Annotated in this window: 19 protein-coding genes; 10 read left to right on the top strand and 9 right to left on the bottom strand. The window is 33.4% G+C overall.

Annotated features, from left to right (window positions below; genetic code table 11):
- Positions 1-15: 15 nt before the first annotated feature.
- The 5 genes from EB819_RS02800 to EB819_RS02780 form a co-directional block, all read right to left on the bottom strand.
- Positions 16-360: a hypothetical protein gene (locus EB819_RS02800; RefSeq protein WP_069797335.1), complete on the bottom strand. Its 345-nt coding sequence runs from the start codon at positions 358-360 to the stop codon at positions 16-18.
- A complete protein-coding gene (locus EB819_RS02795) occupies positions 357-1,766 on the bottom strand; it encodes a glycogen synthase (protein ID WP_069797337.1) in 1,410 nt (469 codons plus the stop codon). The genes EB819_RS02800 and EB819_RS02795 overlap by 4 nt, the downstream gene beginning before the upstream one ends.
- Before the next feature lie 36 nt (positions 1,767-1,802).
- Positions 1,803-3,740: a 1,4-alpha-glucan branching protein GlgB gene (gene glgB / locus EB819_RS02790; protein WP_069797357.1), complete on the bottom strand. Its 1,938-nt coding sequence runs from the start codon at positions 3,738-3,740 to the stop codon at positions 1,803-1,805.
- Positions 3,741-3,901: 161 nt separating this feature from the next.
- On the bottom strand, positions 3,902-6,667 hold the full coding sequence (gene ppdK / locus EB819_RS02785; RefSeq protein ID WP_069797339.1) for a pyruvate, phosphate dikinase: 2,766 nt from the start codon (positions 6,665-6,667) through the stop codon (positions 3,902-3,904).
- Positions 6,668-6,887: 220 nt separating this feature from the next.
- Positions 6,888-7,910 carry a 3-oxoacyl-ACP synthase III family protein gene (locus EB819_RS02780; RefSeq protein ID WP_069797341.1) on the bottom strand — a complete coding sequence of 341 codons (1,023 nt, stop codon included), beginning with the start codon at positions 7,908-7,910 and terminating at the stop codon, positions 6,888-6,890.
- Positions 7,911-8,079: 169 nt separating this feature from the next.
- Here EB819_RS02780 and EB819_RS02775 point away from each other — a divergent pair, with 169 nt between their 5' ends.
- The 3 genes from EB819_RS02775 to EB819_RS02765 all read left to right on the top strand — a co-directional run bounded on the left by EB819_RS02775 (position 8,080) and on the right by EB819_RS02765 (position 10,695).
- Complete coding sequence (locus EB819_RS02775; RefSeq protein ID WP_069797343.1) at positions 8,080-8,982, top strand: CorA family divalent cation transporter; 903 nt, start codon at positions 8,080-8,082, stop codon at positions 8,980-8,982.
- 77 nt (positions 8,983-9,059) lie between these two features.
- Positions 9,060-9,275: a hypothetical protein gene (locus tag EB819_RS02770; protein ID WP_069797345.1), complete on the top strand. Its 216-nt coding sequence runs from the start codon at positions 9,060-9,062 to the stop codon at positions 9,273-9,275.
- Positions 9,276-9,340: 65 nt separating this feature from the next.
- A protein-coding gene (locus EB819_RS02765) for an IS3 family transposase (RefSeq protein WP_124878650.1) occupies positions 9,341-10,695 on the top strand; the annotation gives its coding sequence in 2 pieces (ribosomal slippage) (positions 9,341-9,815 and positions 9,815-10,695; 1,356 coding nt in all).
- Between the two features lie 46 nt (positions 10,696-10,741).
- Here the strand turns inward: EB819_RS02765 and EB819_RS02760 are convergent.
- Positions 10,742-11,860, bottom strand: coding sequence for a DNA polymerase III subunit (locus EB819_RS02760; protein WP_069797718.1), 1,119 nt, complete (start codon positions 11,858-11,860; stop codon positions 10,742-10,744).
- 183 nt (positions 11,861-12,043) lie between these two features.
- On the opposite strand from EB819_RS02760, the gene EB819_RS02755 reads away from it, so the two are divergent.
- The 3 genes from EB819_RS02755 (at position 12,044) to EB819_RS02745 (ending at position 15,122) form a co-directional block, all read left to right on the top strand.
- Positions 12,044-13,315, top strand: coding sequence for a BamG family beta-barrel-assembly machinery protein (locus EB819_RS02755; RefSeq protein ID WP_069797729.1), 1,272 nt, complete (start codon positions 12,044-12,046; stop codon positions 13,313-13,315).
- A gap of 47 nt (positions 13,316-13,362) precedes the next feature.
- Positions 13,363-13,956 carry an LptA/OstA family protein gene (lptC, locus tag EB819_RS02750; RefSeq protein WP_069797716.1) on the top strand — a complete coding sequence of 198 codons (594 nt, stop codon included), beginning with the start codon at positions 13,363-13,365 and terminating at the stop codon, positions 13,954-13,956.
- A 119-nt stretch (positions 13,957-14,075) separates the two neighbouring features.
- Complete coding sequence (locus tag EB819_RS02745) at positions 14,076-15,122, top strand: anhydro-N-acetylmuramic acid kinase (RefSeq protein ID WP_069797714.1); 1,047 nt, start codon at positions 14,076-14,078, stop codon at positions 15,120-15,122.
- Positions 15,123-15,173: 51 nt separating this feature from the next.
- Here EB819_RS02745 and EB819_RS02740 read toward each other — a convergent pair whose 3' ends face one another.
- Entirely contained in the window at positions 15,174-15,563 is a 390-nt protein-coding gene (locus tag EB819_RS02740) for an SRPBCC domain-containing protein (RefSeq protein WP_069797728.1), read from the bottom strand.
- A gap of 37 nt (positions 15,564-15,600) precedes the next feature.
- Here EB819_RS02740 and EB819_RS02735 point away from each other — a divergent pair, with 37 nt between their 5' ends.
- Entirely contained in the window at positions 15,601-16,212 is a 612-nt protein-coding gene (locus tag EB819_RS02735; protein ID WP_069797712.1) for an NUDIX hydrolase, read from the top strand.
- A gap of 35 nt (positions 16,213-16,247) precedes the next feature.
- On the opposite strand, the gene EB819_RS02730 is transcribed toward EB819_RS02735, so the two are convergent.
- Positions 16,248-17,522: a UDP-N-acetylmuramoyl-tripeptide--D-alanyl-D-alanine ligase gene (locus EB819_RS02730; protein ID WP_069797710.1), complete on the bottom strand. Its 1,275-nt coding sequence runs from the start codon at positions 17,520-17,522 to the stop codon at positions 16,248-16,250.
- A gap of 63 nt (positions 17,523-17,585) precedes the next feature.
- The gene (gene gldJ, locus EB819_RS02725) at positions 17,586-19,199 is read right to left on the bottom strand and encodes a gliding motility lipoprotein GldJ (RefSeq protein WP_069797708.1); all 1,614 of its coding nucleotides are present in this window, start codon (positions 19,197-19,199) and stop codon (positions 17,586-17,588) included.
- Positions 19,200-19,362: 163 nt separating this feature from the next.
- Between gldJ and porU the strand changes: the two genes are divergently transcribed.
- From porU to EB819_RS02710, 3 genes are all read left to right on the top strand, one after another.
- On the top strand, positions 19,363-23,283 hold the full coding sequence (gene porU, locus EB819_RS02720) for a type IX secretion system sortase PorU (protein ID WP_069797706.1): 3,921 nt from the start codon (positions 19,363-19,365) through the stop codon (positions 23,281-23,283).
- An 11-nt stretch (positions 23,284-23,294) separates the two neighbouring features.
- Positions 23,295-24,422, top strand: a complete 1,128-nt coding sequence (gene porV / locus EB819_RS02715; protein ID WP_069797703.1) for a type IX secretion system outer membrane channel protein PorV — start codon at positions 23,295-23,297, stop codon at positions 24,420-24,422.
- Positions 24,423-24,567: 145 nt separating this feature from the next.
- On the top strand, positions 24,568-24,891 hold the full coding sequence (locus EB819_RS02710; protein ID WP_069797701.1) for a YegP family protein: 324 nt from the start codon (positions 24,568-24,570) through the stop codon (positions 24,889-24,891).
- Positions 24,892-24,937 lie beyond the last annotated feature (46 nt).

Below are 24,937 nucleotides of genomic sequence, written 5' to 3'. Positions count from 1 at the left end.
TTTTGTGGTTTTATTTTAATTTTGTCTATAAAGTACAATTCTTTTTTTATTAGTTTTCAATATCAATTTTGAATTATCAATCTTTACAATTTTAAAAACTGTACTATCTTTTTCATTTTCCTTCAAAATAAGAAAATCTTTCTGCAATTTATAATCACCTGAAATAATAATTCTAACGTCCATCGAAAAAATTTCTTCATACTTATTATTAGGAAGAAATTTTATACACAAATATTTCGATAATCTATCATTTAAAGAAACATTTTTTATGGTACAATAATTCGCAACAGTAATTTTTTGAGAAAATACTAAAATTGAAAATATTAAATTTATTAAAAAAAAGAACTTCTTATAAATCATTTTTTACGATATAAATTTACATAATTTTCAGCAGATTTCTGCCAAGAAAAGTCCAAATTCATTATTGTTTTTCGTAAATTTTGCATTTCTTCTTTGTCATCATATAAATACAGCGCTCTTTTGATGGCATGTACAGCATCATCTGTTCCTGGGAAAGTATAATTTAAACCATAACCTCCTGAAGAAATGTCTGTTACGGTATCTTTTAACCCACCTGTATAACGTACAATTGGGATAGTTCCGTATCTCATGGCATACATTTGATTCAATCCACAAGGTTCTACTCGAGAAGGCATCAATAAGAAATCTGCACCTGCGTAAATCTTGTGTGACAAAGCTTCTTTGTATCCTAAATCCATCGCAAAATTCACATGAAATTCCTCTTGAAGTTGTTTCAGTGTATTTTCTATTTGCGGATTTCCAGAACCTAAAATGAGAATATTTAAAGCGCCTTCGGTTTCAGAAATGCTTCTTCTTACAATATCTGGTAACATATCTGCTCCTTTTTCGCCAGCAAATCTTCCAATAAAAGCAAAAAGCGGAAGTTCTGGATTCAAACCATATTCTTCACAAAGCCATTTTTTATTTTTTTCTTTTCCTTCTTCAAAGTTCTCTCTAGAATAATGATCGTTGAGCATTATATCCGTCATAGGATTCCAAACTTCTGTATCTATTCCATTGATTATTCCATGTGCTTTTCTGTGTTCTTGTCTGATTAAGTCTTGCAAACCTTGCGCATCTTCAAACAACTCATGCATATAACCTTGAGAAACTGCAGTAAATTCATGACAACACTTAATCATAGTCGCCAAAGGATTAATTCTTCCGTTCCAATCGAGCAGTCCCCATTTCCAAGCGTCAAAACGTGGCATATAATTAGACATTTGCCAATCCATCGTACCTTGATATTCTCCATTATGAATGGTTCCTATGGTTTTTACGCCTTTTAAAAAATCAAAATCCTGACAATACTCTACCATAAACGGAACTAAACCGGTATGATAATCATGACAATGCAAGACATCTGGACGAATTTCCATAGCAGAAAGCCAATGCAAAACCGCATGCTGAAACGCGATAAACTGTTGACTTTCATCAAAATAACCATAGACTTGGTCTCTATCTAGCAATCCAGGAATTTTCACCAAATACAATTCGTATCCTAAAACATTATGTTTTTCTTTCATGACCAAAACTTGGTACATGTGATGAATCTGATGAATAAAACCATCAAAAACTACTTCGAATTCGTTTTCGTTTACAAATGGTTTATTATACCAAGGCATTACTACTTTGGCATCAATTCCCATTTTAGTTTGGTATTTAGGAAGCGCACCTACTACATCTGCTAAACCGCCTACTTTAGCTACCGGAAAACATTCTACGCTTAAATGGAAGACTTTCATCTTAAGTTTGAGTTATGAGTTATAAATTATAAGTTATTATTTGCTTTTTGCTTGGTTCTTTTTAGTTTTCTCCGTTTGCTTTAAAATAATTCCTGAAAGCGGAGGCAAAGTAACAATCATAGAATTGAGTTTATTATTCCATGGAGTTTCTTCGTACCATTTGATTTCTGGAACTACTCCACTTCCTCCAAATTCTGGAGCATCTGAATTGAGAATCACTTTCCATTTTGTTCCTTCTTCTATCCCAATTTTATAATCGAAAGTTCTAGGAGTAAGATTCAATACAGACATGAGCACCTCATCTTCAGATTTTCCTTTTCTTAGAAAAACATAGATAGAATTATCTGCATCATCTGCTTCAATCCATTCAAAACCGTATGGATTGAAATTATTTTCGTAAAGTGCTTTTTCGAATTTGAAAACCGTATTCAAATTTTTTACAAAATTCTGCAATCCTTGATGTATTGGATATTGTAGAAGATGCCAATCTAAACTTTGGCTAAAATCCCATTCGTGAGTTTGCCCGAATTCACCACCCATGAAAAGCAATTTATTACCTGGATGCGTGTACATATACGTGTACAATGCTCTCAAATTGGCATGTTTCTGCCATTCGTCACCCTGCATTTTAAAAATCAAACTGCTTTTTCCGTGTACTACTTCGTCATGAGATAATGGCAACATGTAGTTTTCATTATTCATGTACATAGTACTGAAAGTCAGTTTATGATGATGATATTTTCTAGCAATAGGATCTTCTTCGAAATAATCAAGAGTATCATGCATCCAGCCCATCATCCATTTCATTCCGAAACCTAATCCGTCATCATAAATAGGTTTGGTAACCTTAGGAAAATCACTGCTGTCTTCTGCAATCGTTTGTATATCTGGAAATTCTCTGTACACAATTGTATTCATCTCTTTGATGAAATCTATCGCTTCTAGATTTCTATTGTCTCCATATTTATTTGGCTCCCATTCTCCATCTGCTCTAGAATAATCTAATTCTAGCATAGAACGAACTGCATCTACACGTAAACCATCTGCATGATATCTATCGAGCCAAAAACAAGCATTAGAAATCAGGAAAGATTTTACTTCGTTTCTTCCGTAGTTGAAAATATGAGATTTCCAATCGGGGTGGAATCCTTTTCTTGGGTCTTCGTGTTCGTAGAGGAAACTTCCATCAAAATAATGCAAACCATTGGCATCTCCCGGAAAATGAGAAGGAACCCAATCGAGAATTACGCCAATTTCATTTTTGTGTAATTCTTCTATTAAATACATTAAATCTTGTGGCGTTCCAAAACGAGAACTCGCTGCGTAGAAACCTGTAATTTGGTAACCCCAGCTTGGATCGAAAGGATATTCCATCACAGGCATGAATTCTACATGTGTAAAATTCATTTCCTTCACATAAGGAACTAGTCTTTCTGCAATTTCTCTATACGTGAAAAAACGATTAGGATCATCTGTTCCTCTCATCCAAGAAGCCAAGTGAACTTCATAAACCGAAATAGGAGATTCTAAAGAATTGTTTTGATGGCGATTTTTCATCCATTCTTGGTCTTTCCATTCGTAGAAAGTAGTATCTACAATAGAAGCAGCTTGAATGGTTTGTTGCCACTTTAAAGCATAAGGATCGCCTTTTTCTAAATAGGCACCGCTATATGTTTGAATGCCATATTTGTAAATCACACCAAAATCTAAGCCTTCTATAAAGCCTTCCCAAATCCCAGAACCATCCCAACGGATTTTAAGTTCAGAAACTCTAGAATCCCAATTATTGAAATCTCCAATTACGGAAACTTGTTTAGCATTAGGCGCCCAAACAGCAAAATAAATTCCTGTTTTACCGTCTATTTCTACTTTATGAGAACCCATTTTTTCGTAGAGTTTAAAGTGTTTTCCTTCACGGAAAAGATGGATATCAAATTCAGAAAAAAGAGAATGAGGCACTACTTGGTAAGTCATGGTGATTTTAGTGTTTTTAGGAATGTTAAATAAACACACTAATTTACTGCAAGTAAACGAGAGTACAAAGTTTTAGGAGGTTAAATGTTTCTTAAATTTAGTAAAAAGAGAAGCCGCATAGAAAATTCTACGCGGCTTATCATTGTTAATTATAAATATTGTTATGAAGTTTTCACATATTTTTTATCTTCGATTGCAGCTTGTGCAGCAGCTAATCTAGCGATAGGAACTCTAAATGGAGAACAACTTACATAATTCATACCGATAGAATGACAGAATTTCACTGATTCTGCATCACCACCGTGCTCACCACAAATACCTACTTTTAAGTTAGGTTTTGTTTTTCTACCTCTTTCTACCCCGATTTTGATTAATTCACCAACACCAGATTGGTCAATAGATACGAATGGATCTCCAGGTAATAGTTTAAGGTCTAGATATTTAGGTAAGAATCCACCGATATCATCTCTAGAGAAACCGAAAGACATTTGAGTTAAGTCATTAGTACCAAAACTGAAGAAGTCTGCTACCATTGCCATAGAATCTGCTTTAAGCGCTGCTCTAGGAATTTCAATCATGGTTCCGTATAGGTAAGGAATTTTTTTAACTCCTAATTTCTCTAAAGTTTCGTCGTATACTTTATCTACGATTGCTTTTTGGTGAGAAAGTTCGTGTCTACCGCAAGTTACAGGAATCATAATTTCTGGGAATGCTTTTACGCCTTCTTTTTGTAATTCACCTGCTGCTTCGAAGATTGCTCTTACTTGCATTTCGGTAATTTCTGGATAAGAAACTCCTAAACGTACACCTCTGTGACCAAGCATTGGGTTGTTTTCGTGTAATGCAAGAATTCTTCTGTTTAAGATGCTCATGCTTACACCTAACTCTTTAGAAAGCTCTTGTAATTTTGCTTTATCGTGAGGTACGAATTCGTGTAATGGTGGGTCTAGTAATCTGATGGTTACTGGATTTCCTTTCATTACTTCTAATGTAGCTTTAATGTCTCTCTTCACGAAAGTGAATAATTCATTAAGTGCTGACTTACGCTCTTGTTCGGTGTCACTCATGATCATTTTTCTTAATAAGAATAATGGTTTATCACTACCTTCACCATAGAACATGTGTTCAGTTCTGAAAAGACCAACACCTTCTGCTCCAAAATAAGTTGCTTGTTCTACATCTTTAGGTGTATCAGCATTGGTTCTTACACCCATTGTTTTGTATTTATCTACTAAAGTCATTAATTGTTTGTAAGATTGATTTTTATTTAAATCTACATCAATTAATGGTAAAGAACCTTCGTAAACAGTTCCTTTACTACCGTTTAGAGATACCCAATCTCCTTCTTTTATTTTTTTACCGTCTTTGGTTACAAAATATTTTTCTTTATCGTGGATAGAGATTTCGCTACATCCTACGATACAACATTTACCCCAACCTCTAGCTACTAAAGCTGCGTGAGAAGTCATACCACCTTTTGTAGTAAGAATTGCTTCAGATTTATGCATACCATCTACATCTTCTGGAGAAGTTTCTTCTCTTACTAGGATTACTTTTTCTCCTTTAGAAGCCCATTCTACAGCATCTTCTGAAGAGAATACTACTCTACCTACAGCACCACCAGGACCAGCTGGTAAACCTTTAGCAATTACTTTATGAGTTTTTTCGATATCTGGGTCGAACATTGGTAATAATAATTCTACCAACTGATTAGGATTTACTCTAAGGATTGCAGTTTCTGCATCAATCATTCCTTCTTTGTACATATCAGCAGCCATTTTTACTGCAGATACACCATTTCTTTTACCCACTCTACATTGTAGCATGTATAGTTTACCTTTTTCGATGGTAAATTCTATATCTTGCATGTCTTTGTAGTGTTTTTCTAATCTTTGTTGAATTTCATCAAGCTCTTTATATTGCTCTGGCATGAATTTCTCTAAAGTAGTTAAATTTTTACTGTGGTCATTTTTAGAATATTGATTGATAGGAGCTGGAGTTCTGATACCTGCTACTACGTCTTCTCCTTGAGCATTTACTAAATATTCTCCATAGAATTTATTTTCACCGTTTCCTGGGTTTCTAGTGAAAGCTACACCAGTACAAGAGTCATTACCCATGTTACCGAATACCATAGCTTGTACGTTTACAGCAGTTCCCCATTCATCTGGAATTCTTTCGATTCTTCTGTACTCAATTGCACGTTTTCCGTTCCAAGAAGCGAATACAGCACCTACACCTCCCATTAATTGATCCCATGGAGTTTCAGGGAAGTCTTGTTTTAGGTGTTTTTTAGTTAAAGCTTTGAATTCTTTTACTAATTTTTTAAGATCATCAGCAGAAAGATCAGTATCTAATTCTACGCCTTTTTCTTTTTTAACTTCTTCTAATCTTTCGTCCATGATTTTACGGATACCAATACCTTTTGCTGGTTCCATACCACCTGCTTTTTCGATTACTACGTCTGCATACATCATTACCAATCTTCTGTAAGCATCGTAAGCAAATCTTTCGTCACCGCTTTCTGCGATAAGACCTTGGATAGTTTCGTCATTAAGACCAATATTAAGAACGGTATCCATCATTCCTGGCATAGATTTTCTAGCACCAGAACGAACAGACATTAATAAAGGATTTTTAACGTCTCCGAATTTTTTGCCCATTAATTTTTCAACTTGAGCAAGTGCATCTTTTATTTGCTTTTCTAATGTAGAAGGATATTGTCTTTTATTATCGTAGAAATACGTACATACTTCTGTAGTGATGGTAAAACCAGGAGGAACAGGTAGTTTAAGATCTTTATGACCTGCCATTTCTGCTAAATTAGCACCTTTTCCACCAAGTAGATTCTTCATTGACTCATTTCCATCGGCTTTACCACCTCCGAAGGAATATACATACTTTTCATTTTTTGCTGTTGTAGCCATAATATATTAATTTGTTATTTTTCTCTTATAATTTCTGGAACAAAATTACAAACTACCTTATAATAAATTCCTTTATTATTTGCTGACATTTATCAATTTTGATAAATATCATATAAAATTAATAAAAAGAGGGTAATTATTTTTCGATTTTGTCACTTTAGTTACAAAAAAAACCTTTCAGAAAATACTGAAAGGTCTTAATTATCATGGATTAATCAAATTAATATCTGAAAAGTACGCTTCCCCAAGTGAAACCACTTCCGAAAGCTGAAAGAAGAACCAAATCTCCTTTATTAATTTTTCCTTGATCTAGAGCTTCACACAATGCGATAGGAATAGACGCAGCTGTAGTATTACCGTATTTGTGAATATTATTGAATATTTTTTCGTCTGGCAAACCAAATTTTTGTTGAACAAACTGAGCAATTCTCAAATTCGCTTGATGTGGAATGAACATATCTAAATCTTCTGGAGTTTTTCCAGCTTTAGTTAAGGCTTCCATCATGGTTTCTGGGAATCTAGAAACCGCATGTTTAAACACGAAATTACCATTCATCACTGGATAAATATCTTGTCTTTCTACAGCTTCTGGCTCGTAAAGAACTCTATCCATCCAACCTAGTTTGGTTCCTGGAAATTTAACTGCTAATTCTTCAGCATATTTTCCTTCTGAGTGCATGTTTACTGCTAAAACACCTTCTTCGTTTTCGTCTTCACTTGCAGAAAGAATAATCGCTCCTGCTCCATCTCCGAAAATTACAGAAACACCTCTACCATCATCAGTAAAATCTAAACCAAAAGAATGAACTTCAGCTCCTACAACTAATATATTTTTATAAGTTCCCGCTTTGATAAAGGCATCTGCAACACTCATAGAATAAACAAATCCTGAGCATTGGTTTCTTACATCTAATGCACCGATGGTATCACAACCTAGCATTTCTTGTAAAACTACACCACTTCCTGGGAAGAAATAATCTGGACTTAAAGTTGCAAAAACGATGAAATCTAAATCTTTAGCCGTTAGATTTGCTTTTTCTAGAGCCTTTTCAGCTGCTTTTTTTGCTAAAAACGCTGTCGTTTCTTCGCTGTCATTTCTATTTTTTCTGTGACGGCGCTCTTTGATGCCTGTTCTCTCCGTAATCCACTCATCATTAGTAGTCATCAACTTAGACAAATCGTCATTAGTTACCACATTCTCAGGAACATAATAACCATATCCTTTTATTACACTCTTAATCATAAAGTTTTTAAAATTTGTGGGGTACAAAAGTAAGATTTTATTTTTAACATATAATTAACATGAGTCATAAATATCATGTATTAAAATGTTTAATAAATAATTATTTACTCATGTGTCTTTATAGATTTATAAAAATTTATACATTTGATAAAATTAACGCAATTAGACCATGATAGAGAGTACACTTCACAAAACCATAGAATATGAATGGATAGATATTTTAGAAATGAAGCAAGAAGACATTGCCGAAATTTCTAAAAAATATGATATCAATCACTATTGGTTAGAAGACTGTATAGACCCGAATCACTTGCCAAAATTCGAAGACAATGGCAATCTAAAATTTTTCCTGACCAGATTAAATACTTCTACCGAAAGACTCATCCTCAATACCATAAGTGATGTAAGTACCAAATTAGGAATTTTCTTGAAAGACAATCTCATTCTTACGGTACACAGAATAGAAAACGATGCGATAAAATCCCTTTTGAAAGAAATAGCAATTCACCCAGAAAATTTCAAAACTCCTTATCAGTTAGCACTTCATTTAGGACAAAAAATATTTATTTCCTTTGAACAAGAAAACGAGATTCTTCTAGACCAATTAGATAAAATGGAAAATGAAGTTTTTCTAAAAAACGTTTCTAATTCTGCACAGTTGAAAAGGCTTTATCGTTTCAAAAGAAAAGTAGGACTCAATCTGAAAGTGCTGAATCTTTCATCAGATTGGGTGAGTTCTTTTGAAAAACTACCTCTAGATTCTGTAGAAATAAAGGACTTGAAAGACAGTTATAAAGATGCCATTAGTGATTTCGACCATTTGCATCTACAAACCAATAACTTAATGAGCATGTTTCTGGCACTCTCTGACCAAAAAGCCAATCAGGTCATGAAAATGCTCGCCATTTATTCGGTTTATTTCTTGCCTATTACTTTTATTGCAGGAGTTTATGGCATGAATTTCGAGTATATGCCAGAAATCACAAAACCTTATGGGTATTTTGCCACATTAGGTTTGATGGGACTCATCGTGATTATCACCTTTATATATGTAAGAAGAAAAAAATGGTGATTTTTAAATCACTTTATTAAAATATTATCAAATTTTACTAATATTGCATAAAATTCAACAAAATAATTTCTAAAAATATGAAAAGAATCATCGCCGTATTAGCCATATCAGTATTTACATTAGGAATGGCTCAAGAAACACCGAAAAAATCTTGTTGCGCAGCAAAAGATAAAAAAGAATGTAGCGCAAAAGAAAAGAAAGAATGCGCTTCTAAAGACAAAAAAGACTGTAAAGCTGAAGCTAACAAAGACAAAAAATCTTGTTGTGCCGCTAAAAAAGAAAAAGCAGCTTAGTAAAAATAAAATCCCGAGAAAATGGACTGCCCCAAAAAGTTAGACACTTTTTAGGGGCATTTTTTATGGGAAAAAGTAAATATTCAGTAGACTTTAAATTAAAAGCTATAAAGAGATATCACAAAGGGGACATTGGAACAGACGATTTAGGAAAACGCATTGGAGTTTGTGGTTCCTTGGTTCGTAAATGGATAAAATTTTATGAACTTTATGGAGTTTCAGGACTTGTTCGGCTTTCCAATACGCATTACACAAAAGATTTTAAATTAAAGATTTTATCAGTAATTGAGAAAGAGAATTTAAGTTTAAAAGAAGCGTCGAGAAGGTTTAATATTCCTGCGGAGTCCAGTATTCTTAGTTGGCAGCGTAATTACAAAAAAAATGGTATTTTAGGTTTAGAAAACAGACCCAGAGGAAGACCTAAAACCATGAGTAATTACAAGCGAAAAAAAAAGAAAACAGGCAAACCCTTAACAAGGGAGGAAAAACTGTTGGAGAGGATTTATTATTTAGAAGCCGAGAACGCCATTTTAAAAAAGTTAGACGCCTTAATTCAGGAAAGGAAAAATCCAAAGCCATCGAAGAGTTAAGGCAGGACTTTGATTTAGCAGTACTGCTGCATTGTACATCGATGGCAAGAAGCAGTTTTTATTACTATCAAAAACGCTTTCAAATGAAAGATAAATATGCGGAAATAAAAGAAATGATTAAGCAGATTTATCATCGTCACAAAGGAAGGTTGGGCTATAGAAGAATTACTTTGCTTTTGAAAGAAAAAGGAATTTTGATTAATCACAAAACTGTTTTACGACTTATGAAAACATTAGGATTAAAGAGTATTATCCGAGTGAAGAAATATAAATCTTACAAGGGAGAGCAAGGGAAAATTGCGCCCAATGTTCTACAGAGGAATTTCAAATCGGACACTCCTAATCAGAAATGGGCAACCGATGTTACAGAGTTTAATGTATCGGGTAATAAACTTTACCTATCTCCAATCATCGATTTATTTAATGGTGAAATTGTCAGTTTTGACTTATCTGAAAGACCTGTGTTTAGCCAAATCATCAGAATGCTAAAGAAATCATTCAGAAAAGTAAAATCTACACAAAACATCATTCTACATTCTGATCAAGGTTGGCAATATCAAATGAAACATTACCAAAACTTGTTAAAAGAAAAAGGTATTATTCAAAGTATGTCCCGAAAAGGAAACTGTTTGGACAATGCGGTGATAGAAAACTTTTTTGGAACGATAAAATCAGAAATGTTTTATACCAGAAAGTTTGGTTCCATTCAGGAACTTAAGATCGAAATAGTGAAGTACATTCACTATTACAACAATGATAGAATAAGACTCAATCTCAAAGGAAAGAGTCCGGTACAGTACCGAACTCTTTCCTTTGAGAATATTGTTTAATTTTGTCTAAACTTTTGGGTGCAGTCTAAAAATTTCGGGATTTTTTTTATGCACTTCGGTGAATGTATCTGGTTAATTTTATGCCTAAATCTGTCCAAACAATTTTGGCATTTGCATTTCTGTAAAGATGCAAATCAGCATCGGAGATTTCTTCTAAAATATCTACAATATTAGCTCCGTGAATAAAATTGGTAAACGCTTCCCAGTTGAATCCGTTTTTAGATAAACGTTTGTAAACCAAATGTTCTGCATCATAATTTTGCAATAATGCCAATCTGAACATCTCAGAACAAAAATCTAAGAAATTTTTCTGTTTTTCTCGGTTCCAAGAAGCGATATTTCTTCCCCACAAAACGATATTTCTCAAAACTTCTGGTTTCTTTTTCGCCATGAAAGCGTTTCTCACCCAATCGATAAAAAGTTCCTCAAATTCTTCATTCGCAGAATCATTTTGAAGCAATTGTAGCGCGGTATTGTAATTTCCTTGCACTTGATGAATGACTTCTTTTATTTTTTCTTCGGAAACATCAAATTGATTTTTGATTCCTTGTTCTAGACTTTCGTCATCTATTCTAGGGACTTCTATGGCTTGACATCTTGATAAAATAGTAGGTAAAATGGTGTCTATTTTTTCTGCAAGAAGCAAAATAATGGTCTTTTTAGGTGGCTCTTCTAGAAATTTTAAAAATTTATTGGCTGCTGTCACATTCATTTTATCGGCTCGCCAAACAATGAGAATTTTAGTTCCACCTTCGAAACTTTTTAGCGCAAACTTCTGATTCAGAGCATCTACTTCATCAGCAGAAATAAACAATTGCTTGTTTTGAGCGTCTAACACTTCATTCCAATCATTAATGGAAGCGTAAGGATTTTCTATAATCATATTTCTGAAATCCTCAAACAATCTTTGACTCAAAGAATTGTTTTTTTCTGTAAAAACGGGAAAACTAAAATGTAAATCTAAGTGATTGAGATGCTCTACTTTAGAAGCGGCATGTTCATTTTCTCTTTTGAGAATTTCTTTAGCATAAGCCAGAGCCAATGGTAAAACGCCGAAACCTTCTTCGCCAATAAATAACTGAGCATGCCCTACTCTTTCTTTATCTATTGCATCTTTAAGCGTTTCTATAACTTTTTTTTGTCCTACAATTTCTTCCCAATTCATAGTTTCAAAGATAAGAATTTGGCGGGAAGTGAAAAGACGGATGCTACAAGTTTTTTTGATTTTGAGTTAATTTTATAAAAATTTCTACTCTATTCGTCTTTAATACTGTGAAATTTAACGCTTATTAACTTTCACGTTTCAGTAATAATTAAGATATTTGCGCATTAATTAAAAAAGATAATGATAAAAAGAATTTTTCTTTTACCTTTCATTGCTGTTGGTTTAAGTGTAGAAGCGCAAAGTTTAGGTAATTCTCCTTATGCAGCATTTGGTATCGGCGAAGTAAAATATGATAACTCAGTAGAAACCAATTCAATGGGCGGCATAAACACTGCTTACATTTGGGATTTCAACAATAGTTTTAACTTTAAAAACCCTGCTGCAAACACCAATCTAGAGCTTACTTCTTTCAGGGTTCAAATGACCAATGAGAACCAATCTTTAAAATCTGATTTTAATGGATTAAGCGCTAATAAACATTCTAATTATCTTTCTAATATTTCTATTGCTTTCCCCATTTCTAAAAAATTGAAATTTGGATTAGGATATCAACCGTACAGTTCTAAAAGATATGATATTATCACTTCTAAAATTCTTGCAGACAGTACTGTAAAAGCAAATCGTTTTTATGGTGAAGGTACGCTAAGTACTATTCAAGCAGCTTTTGGTTATCAAGTAAACAAAGAATTTGCAGTAGGTTTAAGAAGTAATTTCTACTTCGGAAAATTATCAGATGTAGAAGAACTGGCTTATTCTAATGCTGAACTGATTAATGGTTTTGAAACTTCTAATAAAATCAAAACTTTCAACTTTACGCTAGGTTCTACCTATCAGAAAAAATTTAAAAACGATAAAAAACTTACCTTAGGAGCTACCTATACATTTGGAACCACTGGTAATGTAAAAACTCAGTTCTTAAACAGCACTTATTACTATTATCTAGACCAAAAATTAAACGTTACCGAAATAGAAAAGAAAACCAGCGAAGACAAAAATCTTATTCCTACAGAAGCTTCTTTAGGGATTGGTTATGGTCATGATGCAAAATGGTTTGCTTCTGCTCAAATCGATTATAAGAAAGGTTCTACTACCATGTTTTTAGGTCAGCCTTTTTCTTACCAAGATTCTTATAGAATTTCTGCAGGTGGTTGGTATTTACCAAATTATAATGACTTCAGAAGCTATCTTAACCGTGTAGTTTATAGATATGGTGCTTTCTATGAAAAAGGAAATCTAAACGTAAACGGAACCAATATTAACCAATACGGAATCACTGCTGGAGTTACTTTACCTTTCGAAAAATCAAATGCAGTAAGAATGAGCGGTATAGATTTAGGATTAGAATTTGGTAGAAGAGGAACTTTAGAAAACAATCTTATCCAACAGAATTTCTTCAACGTAAAAGTTGGAATTAATTTTGCTGATAAATGGTTCCAGAAAAGAGTTTACGAATAAACCGAACAATACACTTATTCATAAATTTTATAGTTAAATCTATAAAAATGCAAAAAAAATTCTCAAGAATATTATTTAAAAATATAGTCACCTTTTCAGGTTTGGCTATATTTTTTGCTTTGACTTCTTGCGAAGAAGATTTGGCTAAAGTAAACGATAAAAAAAGCACCAATTTCGCTTCTAGAATCATCTACAATGCAGACATTGTAAAAAAAGATTCTGGAATGGTAAAAGTGCGTTTTAAAGCACCATTGCTAGAAGAATATGAATTTGTAGACACTCCTTATGTAGTGGTAAGAAAGGGACTCTATCTGGAATTCTATGATTCAAAAAAACCCAAAACTCCAGGAAAACTTTGGGCAAAATATGCCAAAATGATTGACAAAAAACAATTCTACGAAGCCAGAGGAAATGTAAAAGTCATTAATAACGAAGGACAAACTTTTGCCATGCAGTCTATTTATTGGGACAAAGCAAAACAAAGAATGTACACTAAAGACACCGTTTTCATTACAGATAAAGACGGTTCAATTTTTGTAGCGGCAAATGGAATGAATGCAAAAGACGATTTTTCTGAATATACCTTCTACAACAATTCTGGAGACTTCAATGTGAAGAAAATGCCGAATTCTGGAAATTGAGATTGAGGTAAAGGTAGAGGTAGAGATAAAGTTTTAGGTTTATATTTTACTTTTTTTACTTTTGAAGAAATTTTCCTTAGAAATCTTTTGTATCTTTTGTGGTTTATTAATTCTAATTCATGAAAACATATTTCGCCATTGGTTTAATGTCTGGAACCAGCCTTGATGGTTTAGACATTTGCTATGCAAAATTCCAAAATATTACCAATTGGGAATTTGAAATTCTAAAAACCGAAACCATTCCTTACTATCCAGAATGGAAAAATCTGCTGCAAAATGCTATTCTACTTTCGGCTGAAGATTTATTGGCGTTAGACAAAGAATATGGCTTCTATCTCGGCGAAAAAACAAAAGAATTTATTTCCAAAAATAATATTACTGATTTAGATTTTATCGCTTCTCACGGTCATACTGTTTTTCATCAACCGCAACGAAAATTCACTTTACAAATCGGTGATGGAAGAGCCATAAAATTAATCACCAAAAAGCCCGTAATCTACGATTTTAGAAGTCAAGATGTTTTAATGGGCGGAAATGGCGCTCCATTAGTTCCCATCGGCGATGAACTTTTATTTTCGCAATATGATGCTTGTCTCAATTTGGGCGGATTTTCTAATATTTCTTTACAGAAAAACCATCAAAGAATTGCTTTTGATATTTCGCCAGTCAATGTAGTTTTGAATTATTTTGCTGAAAAATTAGGCAAAAACTATGATAAAAACGGTGATTTTGCCAGAAATGGCGCAATTAATTTCAAAATCTTAGAGCAATTGAATGCTTTAACCTTTTATCAAAAATCAGCTCCAAAATCACTCGGTGTGGAATTTGTAAACTCAGAGGTTTTTCCTTTGTTAAAAGACGAAACTCCTGAAAATATCATCGCTACTTTTACCGAACATATTGCCGAACAAATTGCCAAAGTTTTTAATGACAATCAGCTCAAAACTGTTTTAGTAACTGGTGGCGGAACTTTCAATACTTATTTATTAGAAAAAATACAAGAAAAATCTCATACAGAACTCATTGTTCCAGACGAAAACATAATCAACTTCAAAGAAGCTTTAATCTTTGCTTTTATGGGCGTTTTAAGAATCAGAAATGAGGTAAATGTACTTTGTTCAGCAACAGGAAGTTCAGAGAATCATTGCAGCGGAATATTGGTATAAAAAAAGGTTTCAGAAGAAATCTAAAACCTTTTAATTATCGTTTAAACGCTTTTATAATTGCTCTAACTTGTCTGTAAGTGCATTTAAGAAGTTTTGTAATGGTTTTTCTACCATCATTTTGATAAATGGATTAAAATTTCCATCGAATAATAACTGAACTTCTGTTTGGTTTTCGTTTACTGGAGAGATGTTTCCTGTAAGTGAAAAATCCAATGAAGAACTTGCAGACTTCAAAACTACTTTCTGACCTTCTACCAACTCAGCGATTTTAAGGGCAACTTCTGGCATTCCTTTTAAACCAAATTTAAAGCCATCTTCTCTGTGCTCAAAACTGGTTAAACTATCTGGCATTAAGTGTTTGTAATCTTCAGGATTTTTAAGCATTTGAAAAAGTTGCTCAGAAGATTTATTTACTATAACTTTTCTTCCTTCTAAATTCATTTTTTTAATATTTTTGTAAAAATTAATATAATTACAAATGTATAAAGTTTTTGTCAATGAAAAAAGATTAAGCATCAGTAAATCTCCAATTCCCATTGAGAAGAACTTGCCTTATGAAGAAACCACCACCTTGGAAATCGCCATAGATTTGCTCGAAAATACTTCTACCTCCGAAATTAATATTTACGGTGAGAATTTAGAGCAAATTTGGGAAGAATTGACGGGTATGTTACGAGTTGTGGAAGCAGCAGGTGGAATTGTTTTCAACCAAGAAAATAAAATCCTTTTCATTCACCGATTAGGAAGATGGGATTTACCGAAAGGTAAAATAGAGCCAGAAGAATCTCTAGAAAATGCTGCGCTAAGAGAATTAGAAGAAGAAACTGGACTTACAGAGCTTATTTTACAAGAATTTGTGAATACTACTTTCCATATTTACAAAGAAAAAAAACAAGGAAAAGAGGAAAGAATTCTAAAAGCCACGCATTGGTTTAAAATGACTTATGTAGGTCAAAAAGAACCGATTCCTCAAACCGAAGAAGGAATTACAAAAGTAGAATGGAAAACGCAAACCGAAATTAACGACGAAGTTTTACCCAATACTTTTAAAAACATCAAACTGATTTTGAGCGAGGTTTTTGCAATATAAAAAAGGTGGAAATTTAAATTTCCACCTTTTCTTTTCTATTTAATGAATTCCAAAGCTTTTTCGAGTGCGATTCCTCGTGAAGCTTTCAGCAATATGTTCTGCGAATGAACTTCATTTTCGTTTAAATAACTGATTAAATCTTGAGTGGTTAAAAAGGCCACTCCAGAAGTATTTACTTCTTTAAAATGTGGACCAACTGTAATGATTTCATCAAAATTAAGGGATTTTGCCAATTCTAAAATTTGAGAATGTTCTGTTACACTTTCTTCGCCCAATTCTAACATATCACCAATGATGATGGTTTTAGGTCCAATAAAATCATTGAAATTTTCCAGAGAAACTTTCATAGAACTAGGATTCGCGTTGTAAGTGTCTAAAACCAAGGTTTTGTCTCCTTTTTTCACGATTTGCGAACGCATGTTGGTTGGTGTGTATTCTTCAATGGCTTTTTTGATTAAATTAAAATCAATACCGAAATACAAACCTAAGCTGGTAGCCGCACAAAGATTGGTAAAATTGTAATCTCCTGTAAGTTTTGAAAGTGCTTCTACCTCATTATAAATAATTCCTACGCAATTATTCTCTGTAAATTTCTCGAAATAAAACTCAGAATCTCTTCTTCCGAAAGGAATCACCAAATCATATCCATCTGTTTTTTCAACTTGAATCGGATCGTTTTCATTCACTACCACAAATTGATTATTCGATTTAAGGTAATCATACAATTCAGATTTTCCTTTGATTACACCTTCTACTCCTCCGAAACCTTCTAAATGCGCCTTCCCGAAATTGGTTATATATCCAAAATTAGGTTGAGCAATGGTGCATAAAAATTCAATTTCTTTTTGGTGATTAGCACCCATTTCTACCACCGCCATTTCGTGCTCTGGTTTTATGGAAAGAATGGTTAAAGGAACACCAATATGATTATTGAGATTCCCAAAAGTATATTGAGTATTGTATTTCTGCGAAAGAACAGCATGAATGATTTCCTTGGTCGTAGTTTTCCCATTACTTCCTGTTAAAGCAATAATAGGAATTCTCAACTGTGCTCTGTGATGTTTTGCTAAATCTTGTAAAAATTCAAGAGTAGATTTTACATAAAATATATTTCTAGCGGTATTTTCAAAATTTTCATCTTCTACAATTACTGCAAGAGCGCCATTATCCATAGCTGTTTCAGCTAAAGTAGCCGCATTGAAATTATCACCAGAAAAAGCGAAAAATATATCGTTTTTTTCAACTTTTCTGCTGTCTATGGTTACTTTATTGGCTTGTAAATAAAGCGCATAAAAATCTGTAATATTCATGTGGTAAAAATAAAAAAATCCTTTCCAAAAAAGGAAAGGATTTTAAATTATTTAAAAGAAATTTTATCTCTTCGTTCTCTTATTGTTGGTATCTCTAGCATCTTGTGCTACACGGAAACCAATCCATCCGAAAGATTTAGATTCTTCTTTGAATCTTCTTTGTCCTGGGTCTAACCAATATGCAGTATCCATCCAAGAACCACCTTTTACAACTCTTACCGTATTAGAAACTTTAGTTGTTCTAGGCTTATTATCTTTTTGCAAGATTACTCTACCTTTATCATCTACAATGAATTGAGTTTTAGGAGAATTATACATATTGTATTCTGCCATAGAACTGTCTACTTCTTTTCCATAACCAGCTTCTAATGAAGACATGAAATCACCATCTCTATAATTTCTTTGATCTTCTACAGTTTTTCTCTCATAAGTTCCAGGTAAGCCTTTGTAGATTTCTCTACCATCCGCTAATCTTTCGAACTTCATATCTTTAGGATCAACTTTTTTATAAGTTCCATCAGCATTTTTCACGGTTTGCTGTGGCATATTTCCTCTGTAGTAATTGAAATCGCTCGCTTCTTCGTCTATAATTGGTCTGTAAACATCCGCAGTCCATTCTGCTACGTTACCGTACATTCCATAAATTCCTAAATCATTAGATGGATATTCTCTCACGTCTGCAGTTGTAGGAGAACCATCATTATTCCAACCACCAACGCCAGAATAGTCACCTCTACCTTGTTTAAAGTTTTCTAGGTACATTCCTCTGTTTTTACCTTTGGTTCCGCGAAGTTTTTCAATTTCAGGTTCTTTTCCTAGGTAGTTGTTGTATTCTCTATTTTTTTGTAAACCAAGCGCTGCATATTCCCATTCTACTTCTGTAGGAAGACGGAATTTAGTTACTAAACCTGCGGTTGCGTTTCTATTTGCTGCTTGAATTCTTGCGTTAGAAGTTTTGATACCAGATTTTTGTTGTTGTCTTTGTTTGTTCAAATAAGCATCTAATTCTGGATCATTAGCTTTATACTTGTCTAAGTTAAATGCATTCGGACCTTGATTATTACCATCATTAGCGTAATAACTTTTATCAATAAGTCCTTGATTCATTAACTCTCTTTCATTGGTTCTATCCGTTAACCAATCACAATATCTAGAAGCTTGCTGCCAAGAAACTCCTACTACAGGATAGTAATCATATTCAGGAGCACGGAAATAAGTTTCCGCGTAATCATTTCTTGATAATTTGTTATTCCAAACTAATGTGTCTGGTAAAGCACCTGTATAAATATTTTTAAAACTTTGATCAGATGGAGGAAATACAAACTTAAGCCAAGTTACATATTCTCTATATTCATAGTTAGTGATTTCTGTTTCACCGATGAAAAATGCACTTACCTGCATTCTTCTTGGGGTATTGTTCCAATCATGCATTACATCGTCTTTTACCAACCCCATGGTAAAAGTACCTCCGTCTACATAGACCATTCCTGGCCATCCTTTTGGTTTTTGTTTTTTACCAGTAAAGAACCAACCTTTCGTGTCATTAGGCTTCCAACCTGTTTTGCTGGTAAATTTTTTGGTTCCGCCTCCACTTTTTACGTTACCGCCTCCACCACAGCTGGTTAGAAGCAATGTTGCGCCTAGTGCAAGCAATGAAATAAACTTTAGTTTTTTCATAATTGTTTTAGATAATTTCGAGCTACAAAGAAAAATAATTTATTTTATTAATCAAACATCAAAAGTAAGATTTTTATGTTTTTTTTAACGTATTAAAATTTATTTTATTGTTTGATATGAAAATTTTGTTTTTTTCGTTTATTTTGTAGCGCAATTTTAGACTATGAAAAAAAATTTATTACTACTTCTTTTTGTACTTTTTACTAGCCATTTATTCGGTCAAAAAACTACGATAGAATGGGAAGGAAACAAAATAATGGATTATGGAACCTTCCAATACAATCTTCCATTTTTTAAAAACGAAAATTATTCTGTAATTAATGGAGTTCCTTATCTCACTTTTTCTAAAAAAGAAAAGGAATCTTCTCAATATGATATTAAAAATTTAGTTTGGGAAAAAATTCCAGCTAAAGAAGTATACGGTTTAATTGCTGATAATGTTTCCACTAAAGAAATTGCATACTCTAATAGTCAAAAACAAACCATCAACGGACAATTTCTCACCAATGTAGTGATTGCCACCATTAAAAAAGATAAAAATACTCTTTATAGATTAACCTCTTTTGAACTGGTAAAAAAAACGGTTAATAACCAAAGAACTTCTAGAACTTCTGATTTAATTGGCACTACCGAAAATCCTTTAAAATCTGGGAATTTCTATAAAATTAAAGTCGACAAGTCTGGAGTTTTCAAAATCACAACAAAATTCCTTAGAGATAATGGCATCAATCCATCGAGTATTAATCCTAAAAATTTCAGAATATATGGAAATGGTGGCTTAATATTGCCAGAATTCAATCAGGATTTCAGATATGCTGCTTTACAAGAAAACGCGATACAAGTTATCGGTGAAGAAGATGGAAAATGGGACGAAAATGACTATGCACTTTTCTACGCTCAAGGTCCAAATGGTTATAATCTTTACAATGTAAATAACGGAAGTGGATATAAACGTAACGAAACCAGACTCACTCACATTAGCGATAACAGTGTAAACATCTATGAAAATTTCTCTTATTACTTCATTAATTTTGACAAAGGAGAAGGGAAAAGAGTAACTCTTTCGGATATTGCGCCATCTTCCAAAGTTTACACGCGTTATGACGACTATCAATTTATCAATGAAGAAAAAACCAATTTCTTGAATATTGGTAGACTTTGGGTGGGAGATGCTTTTAATGCCAATAAATCGGTTTCTTTTACTACCAGAACCGCTATTAAACCTACTGATACTGTAAAAATAAAATCTTCGGTTTATGTGAAGAATGCTGCCAATGACAAAATTACTTACAGCATCAATGGACAAAACAGCAGCAGTTTTACAGTCAGTAATTCCCCAGAAATCAAAATCAAAGAAATTCCTTGGGAAACTTCTGCGTCAAATCTAAGCGGAACTACCCTGAAAATAGATTATACTTTAGAATCTTCTAATCCTTTGGTTGCTTATTATCTGGATTATGCCGAAGTTCAATACAAACAAGACCTTGTATACAATGATGCACAGATGAATTTCAGAGTTTTTGAAATTCCTACAGGTTCTGGAGAGACTTTCGGATTTACGGTAGAAAACGCCACAAACGTAGAGCAAATTTGGGATGTTTCAGACATTACAAACGCTAAAAAAATAGTCAATAAAGCTTCAGGAGCGCAATTTTCTTTCGGATATACTACAAATTCTCCATATTTTAACAATGAATTTGTAGCTTTTAAAAATTCTGCGTCTTTTGAGCCACTTTTTGTTGAAAAAGTAGACAATCAAGACTTATCTGGTTTGAGGAATGTAGACTACCTCATCGTTACCACTCGCGATTTCACTCCACAAGCCGAAAGAATTGCCAATTACTACAGAACTCAAAAAAATTATCATGTAGAAGTAGCTGATGTGAAGAAAATTTACAATGAATTTTCTTCTGGTGGACAAGACTTAACGGCGATTAGAGATTTTATTACCAAACTAAACACTCCAGCTGGAACACTAAAATATGTACTTATCTTAGGAGATACTACTTTTGATTATAGAAATATTACCACCAATAATAAAAACTATATCCCAAGTTATCAAAGTGATTATAGTGAAAACTACGAAGCTTCATTTGTAACCGATGACTATTTCGGGATGACTACTCCTCAAAACACCACTTATATTTATGCTATTTTACCAGATATTCCAGTAGGAAGACTTCCTGCAGAAAATATTGCTGAAGCAAAAAATTTAGTTGATAAAACGCTTTCTTATTACAATGCAGTTCCTGGACAATCTTCGCCTTTTGGAGATTGGAGACTAAAAATGAATTTCGTGGTAGATGATGACCAAGACAGTCGTGTAGACACCAGTACGAATCCTTATCTCAAAGGAACTTTCCATGATGTGATGAACACAGTTTTAGTCAATAATTTTGAAGGAAATACAGACAAACCAGAATATAATATCAAAAAATTATACTTAGATGCTTTTCCTGGTCAAAGTACAGCAGGTGGACAAAGATTTCCACAAGTAAACCAAGCCATTACGAATGCAATGAGCAACAGTTTATATGTGTATTATTTCGGACATGGAGGAATTAACGGTTGGGCGCAAGAAAGAGTTTTGACCACTCAAGAAATTGCAGCTTTTAATAATTACAATAACGCTTACAGCAGATTTCCTTTAGTCAGTACCATTACTTGTGAATTTACACTTTGGGATGACCATAATACTTCATCTGCAGGAGAACAATTGATGAAATTACCACAAGGTGGAGCCAATTCTATGATTACTTCTTCTAGAGCAATTGCTGTAGTTTATGGAAGATTATTTACAGAAACGTTCACCAGAAATCTCTTTAAACTATACAACAATGACTTTTTATCAGTAGGAGATGCTTTCATCGCAGCAAAAACTGAATACGGAACAGATTCAAACCACTTGAAAATAAATCTTCTTGGTGATCCCGCTCTTAAACTCAGCAGACCGAAAAATCTCATCAGCATAGACAATATAGATTCACCAGTTGTTGGTCAACTAAGAGCGTTAGATTTTGTGAAAATTACGGGGCATGTTAATAATCAATCAGGAGCGATTGACAATACTTTTAATGGTAAAGTAGTCATCAATATTTTTGATAAAAAATTAGCCAAGAAAACCCTCAACAATGATGGAAACTTAACTCCAGTTCTTAATTATTTCGAAGAAGGAAGCCCGATTGTGAAAGCTTCTGGAACGGTTACCAATGGAACTTTCACCGTAGAATTCTATATGCCAAAAGACATCAATTATACTGTGGGAGACGGTAGAATATTGGCTTATGCAGATAATAATGTTTTTGATGTTTTCAATAATAAAACACAAAAAGTTGGAGATATTAATCCAAACGGAATTAATGATAATGAAGTTCCAAAAGTTCAATTGTACTTAAACAATACCAATTTTGTAGATGGAGGAATTACCGACTCTAATCCTAATCTTTTGGCTTGTGTAACAGATAATACAGGAATTAACTCTACAGGTTCGGGAATTGGTCATGACATCACCGTAGTTCTTGACGGCGAAGTTATCAATACCACTGTTCTGAACGATTTTTATACTCCGGGAACAGGAAATGGCTGTATTAACGCTTCTTTCTTAGACTATCAGAAAGGCTCTGTACTCTATCCTTTCCAGAATTTAAAACCTGGAAATCACCAATTGACCTTTAAAGTTTGGGACATTAACAATAATTCGACTACTCAAACGTTAAACTTTGTAGTAAGAGACCCTGAAGCCGAAAATTTAGTTGTTAAAAAATTACTAAATTGGCCGAATCCTTTTACCAATAAAACGTATATACAGTTTGAACACAATTGTGATGATGTTTTAGATGTAAATGTTCAAGTCTATACCATCACAGGAAAATTAGTACGAACATTCAGCACCACAGTGACTTCTACTCCATTTTTAGAAGGATATAGAACACACAGAACTGCTATAGAATGGGACGGAAATGATGATTTTGGCGCTCCAGTTGGTAAAGGAACTTATATTTACAAAGTTTTAGTAAAGAGTCAAAATCAAGAAAAATGTAAAGGAACTGCCTCTTTAGTAGAAAAATTAGTGATTTTAAAATAGAAAAAACAAATATGAAATTAACAAAAAAACTCTTTTTAGGACTAAGTATTGGAATCGGAAGTTTGGCGATGGCACAAAATACTTATCCTGTGCTTACAGGAGCTCCTTTTTTAAGGATTTCTCCAGATGCTAGAGCTGGAGGTTTAGGAGACCAAGGTGTAGCAACAAGCGCAGATGCTTTTTCACAATTTTGGAACGCTTCTAAGTTTCCGTTTAGTAGAAATACCTCTTCTGCTGCCGTAAGTTATACTCCATGGATGGGAAAACTCACCAACGATGTATTTTTACTATATCTAGGTTATAATACTATGTTAGGAGAAGAAGACCGTTCATCTCTTTCTGCAAGTATTTATTATTTCAATATGGGCTCTGTAGACCTTACCAGATTAGTAGGAAGCGAAGTGGTAAATGAAGGAACCGCAAAACCTAATGAATTTGCAATAGATGTAGCCTATGCTTTAAAATTATCAGACACCTACTCTATGGCAGTAACAGGAAGATATATCCGTTCTGATTTATCTGGTGGAATTGGTTCTGAAAGCACACTTAAACCAGGAAATTCATTCGCAGTAGACGTTTCTGGATATTTACAAACTTTCAAACACACCAGTTTTGGTGATTATGAAGGAAGAGTAAGAGCTGGTTGGGCAATTCAAAATTTAGGTCCAAGATTAGATTACACTGGTGACGAAAATTCACGTTCATATTTACCCACCACTTTCAGATTAGGAGCTGGTTACGATTTATTTTTAGACGAAGTCAACAAAGTAGGTTTAACTCTAGAAGCTTCTAAATTACTCGTTCCTGGTCCAGACGAAACAGGTAACGTTCCAAATGTGGGTGTAATAGAAGGAATTGGTAAGTCTTTCAGCAATAAAGAAAGTATTATGTACAGTGGCTCTTTAGAATATTCTTATGACAATGCTTTTTCGGTGAGAACAGGTTATTTCAGAGAGAGTGAAATTCAAGGAGCAAGACAATACGCAACTGTAGGTGTAGGTCTTAATTACAACTCTTTTGGTCTAGATTTATCTTACCTCATCAATACTTCTAAAGTAAATACTGCTCTTGATAATACTTTAAGATTCGGACTTACTTGGAACATTGGCGAAGAATCTTACAACAACGAAGATTATTAAAATTAATTTTAAAATTTTCATCAAGTATAAAAGAAAAATTTCAACTAAATAAAGAAACTTCTTAAATATTTTAAAAAATCTCAATTTCTTATTGAGATTTTTTTATTTTTCTATAACTTTGATTATCACTAAATTTCAAAACATTATGGGAAAATTTGTAATAAAAACCACTGCAACTGGTTTTAAATTTGATCTAAAAGCTGGAAACGGACAAGTAATTTTATCCAGCGAAGTTTATACCACGAAAGCTGCTTGCGAAAACGGTGTAGAATCTGTGAAAAAGAACGCTTCTGATGATGCAAAATATGAACGAAAAGAAAGTAGTAATGGGAAGCCAATGTTCAACTTGAAAGCTGGAAACGGGCAAATCATTGGAACAAGTGAACTTTACGAATCTGAAGCAGCAAGAGATAACGGAATAGAATCTGTAAAGAAAAATGCACCAGATGCAGAAGTAGTAGAAGAATAAAATATTTTTTTCACCGCGCCGAATTTTCAATTCGGCGCGGTGTTTT

Source organism: Cloacibacterium normanense, assembly GCF_003860565.1.
In the GTDB taxonomy this organism is placed as follows: Bacteria; Bacteroidota; Bacteroidia; order Flavobacteriales; family Weeksellaceae; genus Cloacibacterium; species Cloacibacterium normanense.
This window is presented reverse-complemented; position numbering and strand designations above follow the sequence as displayed.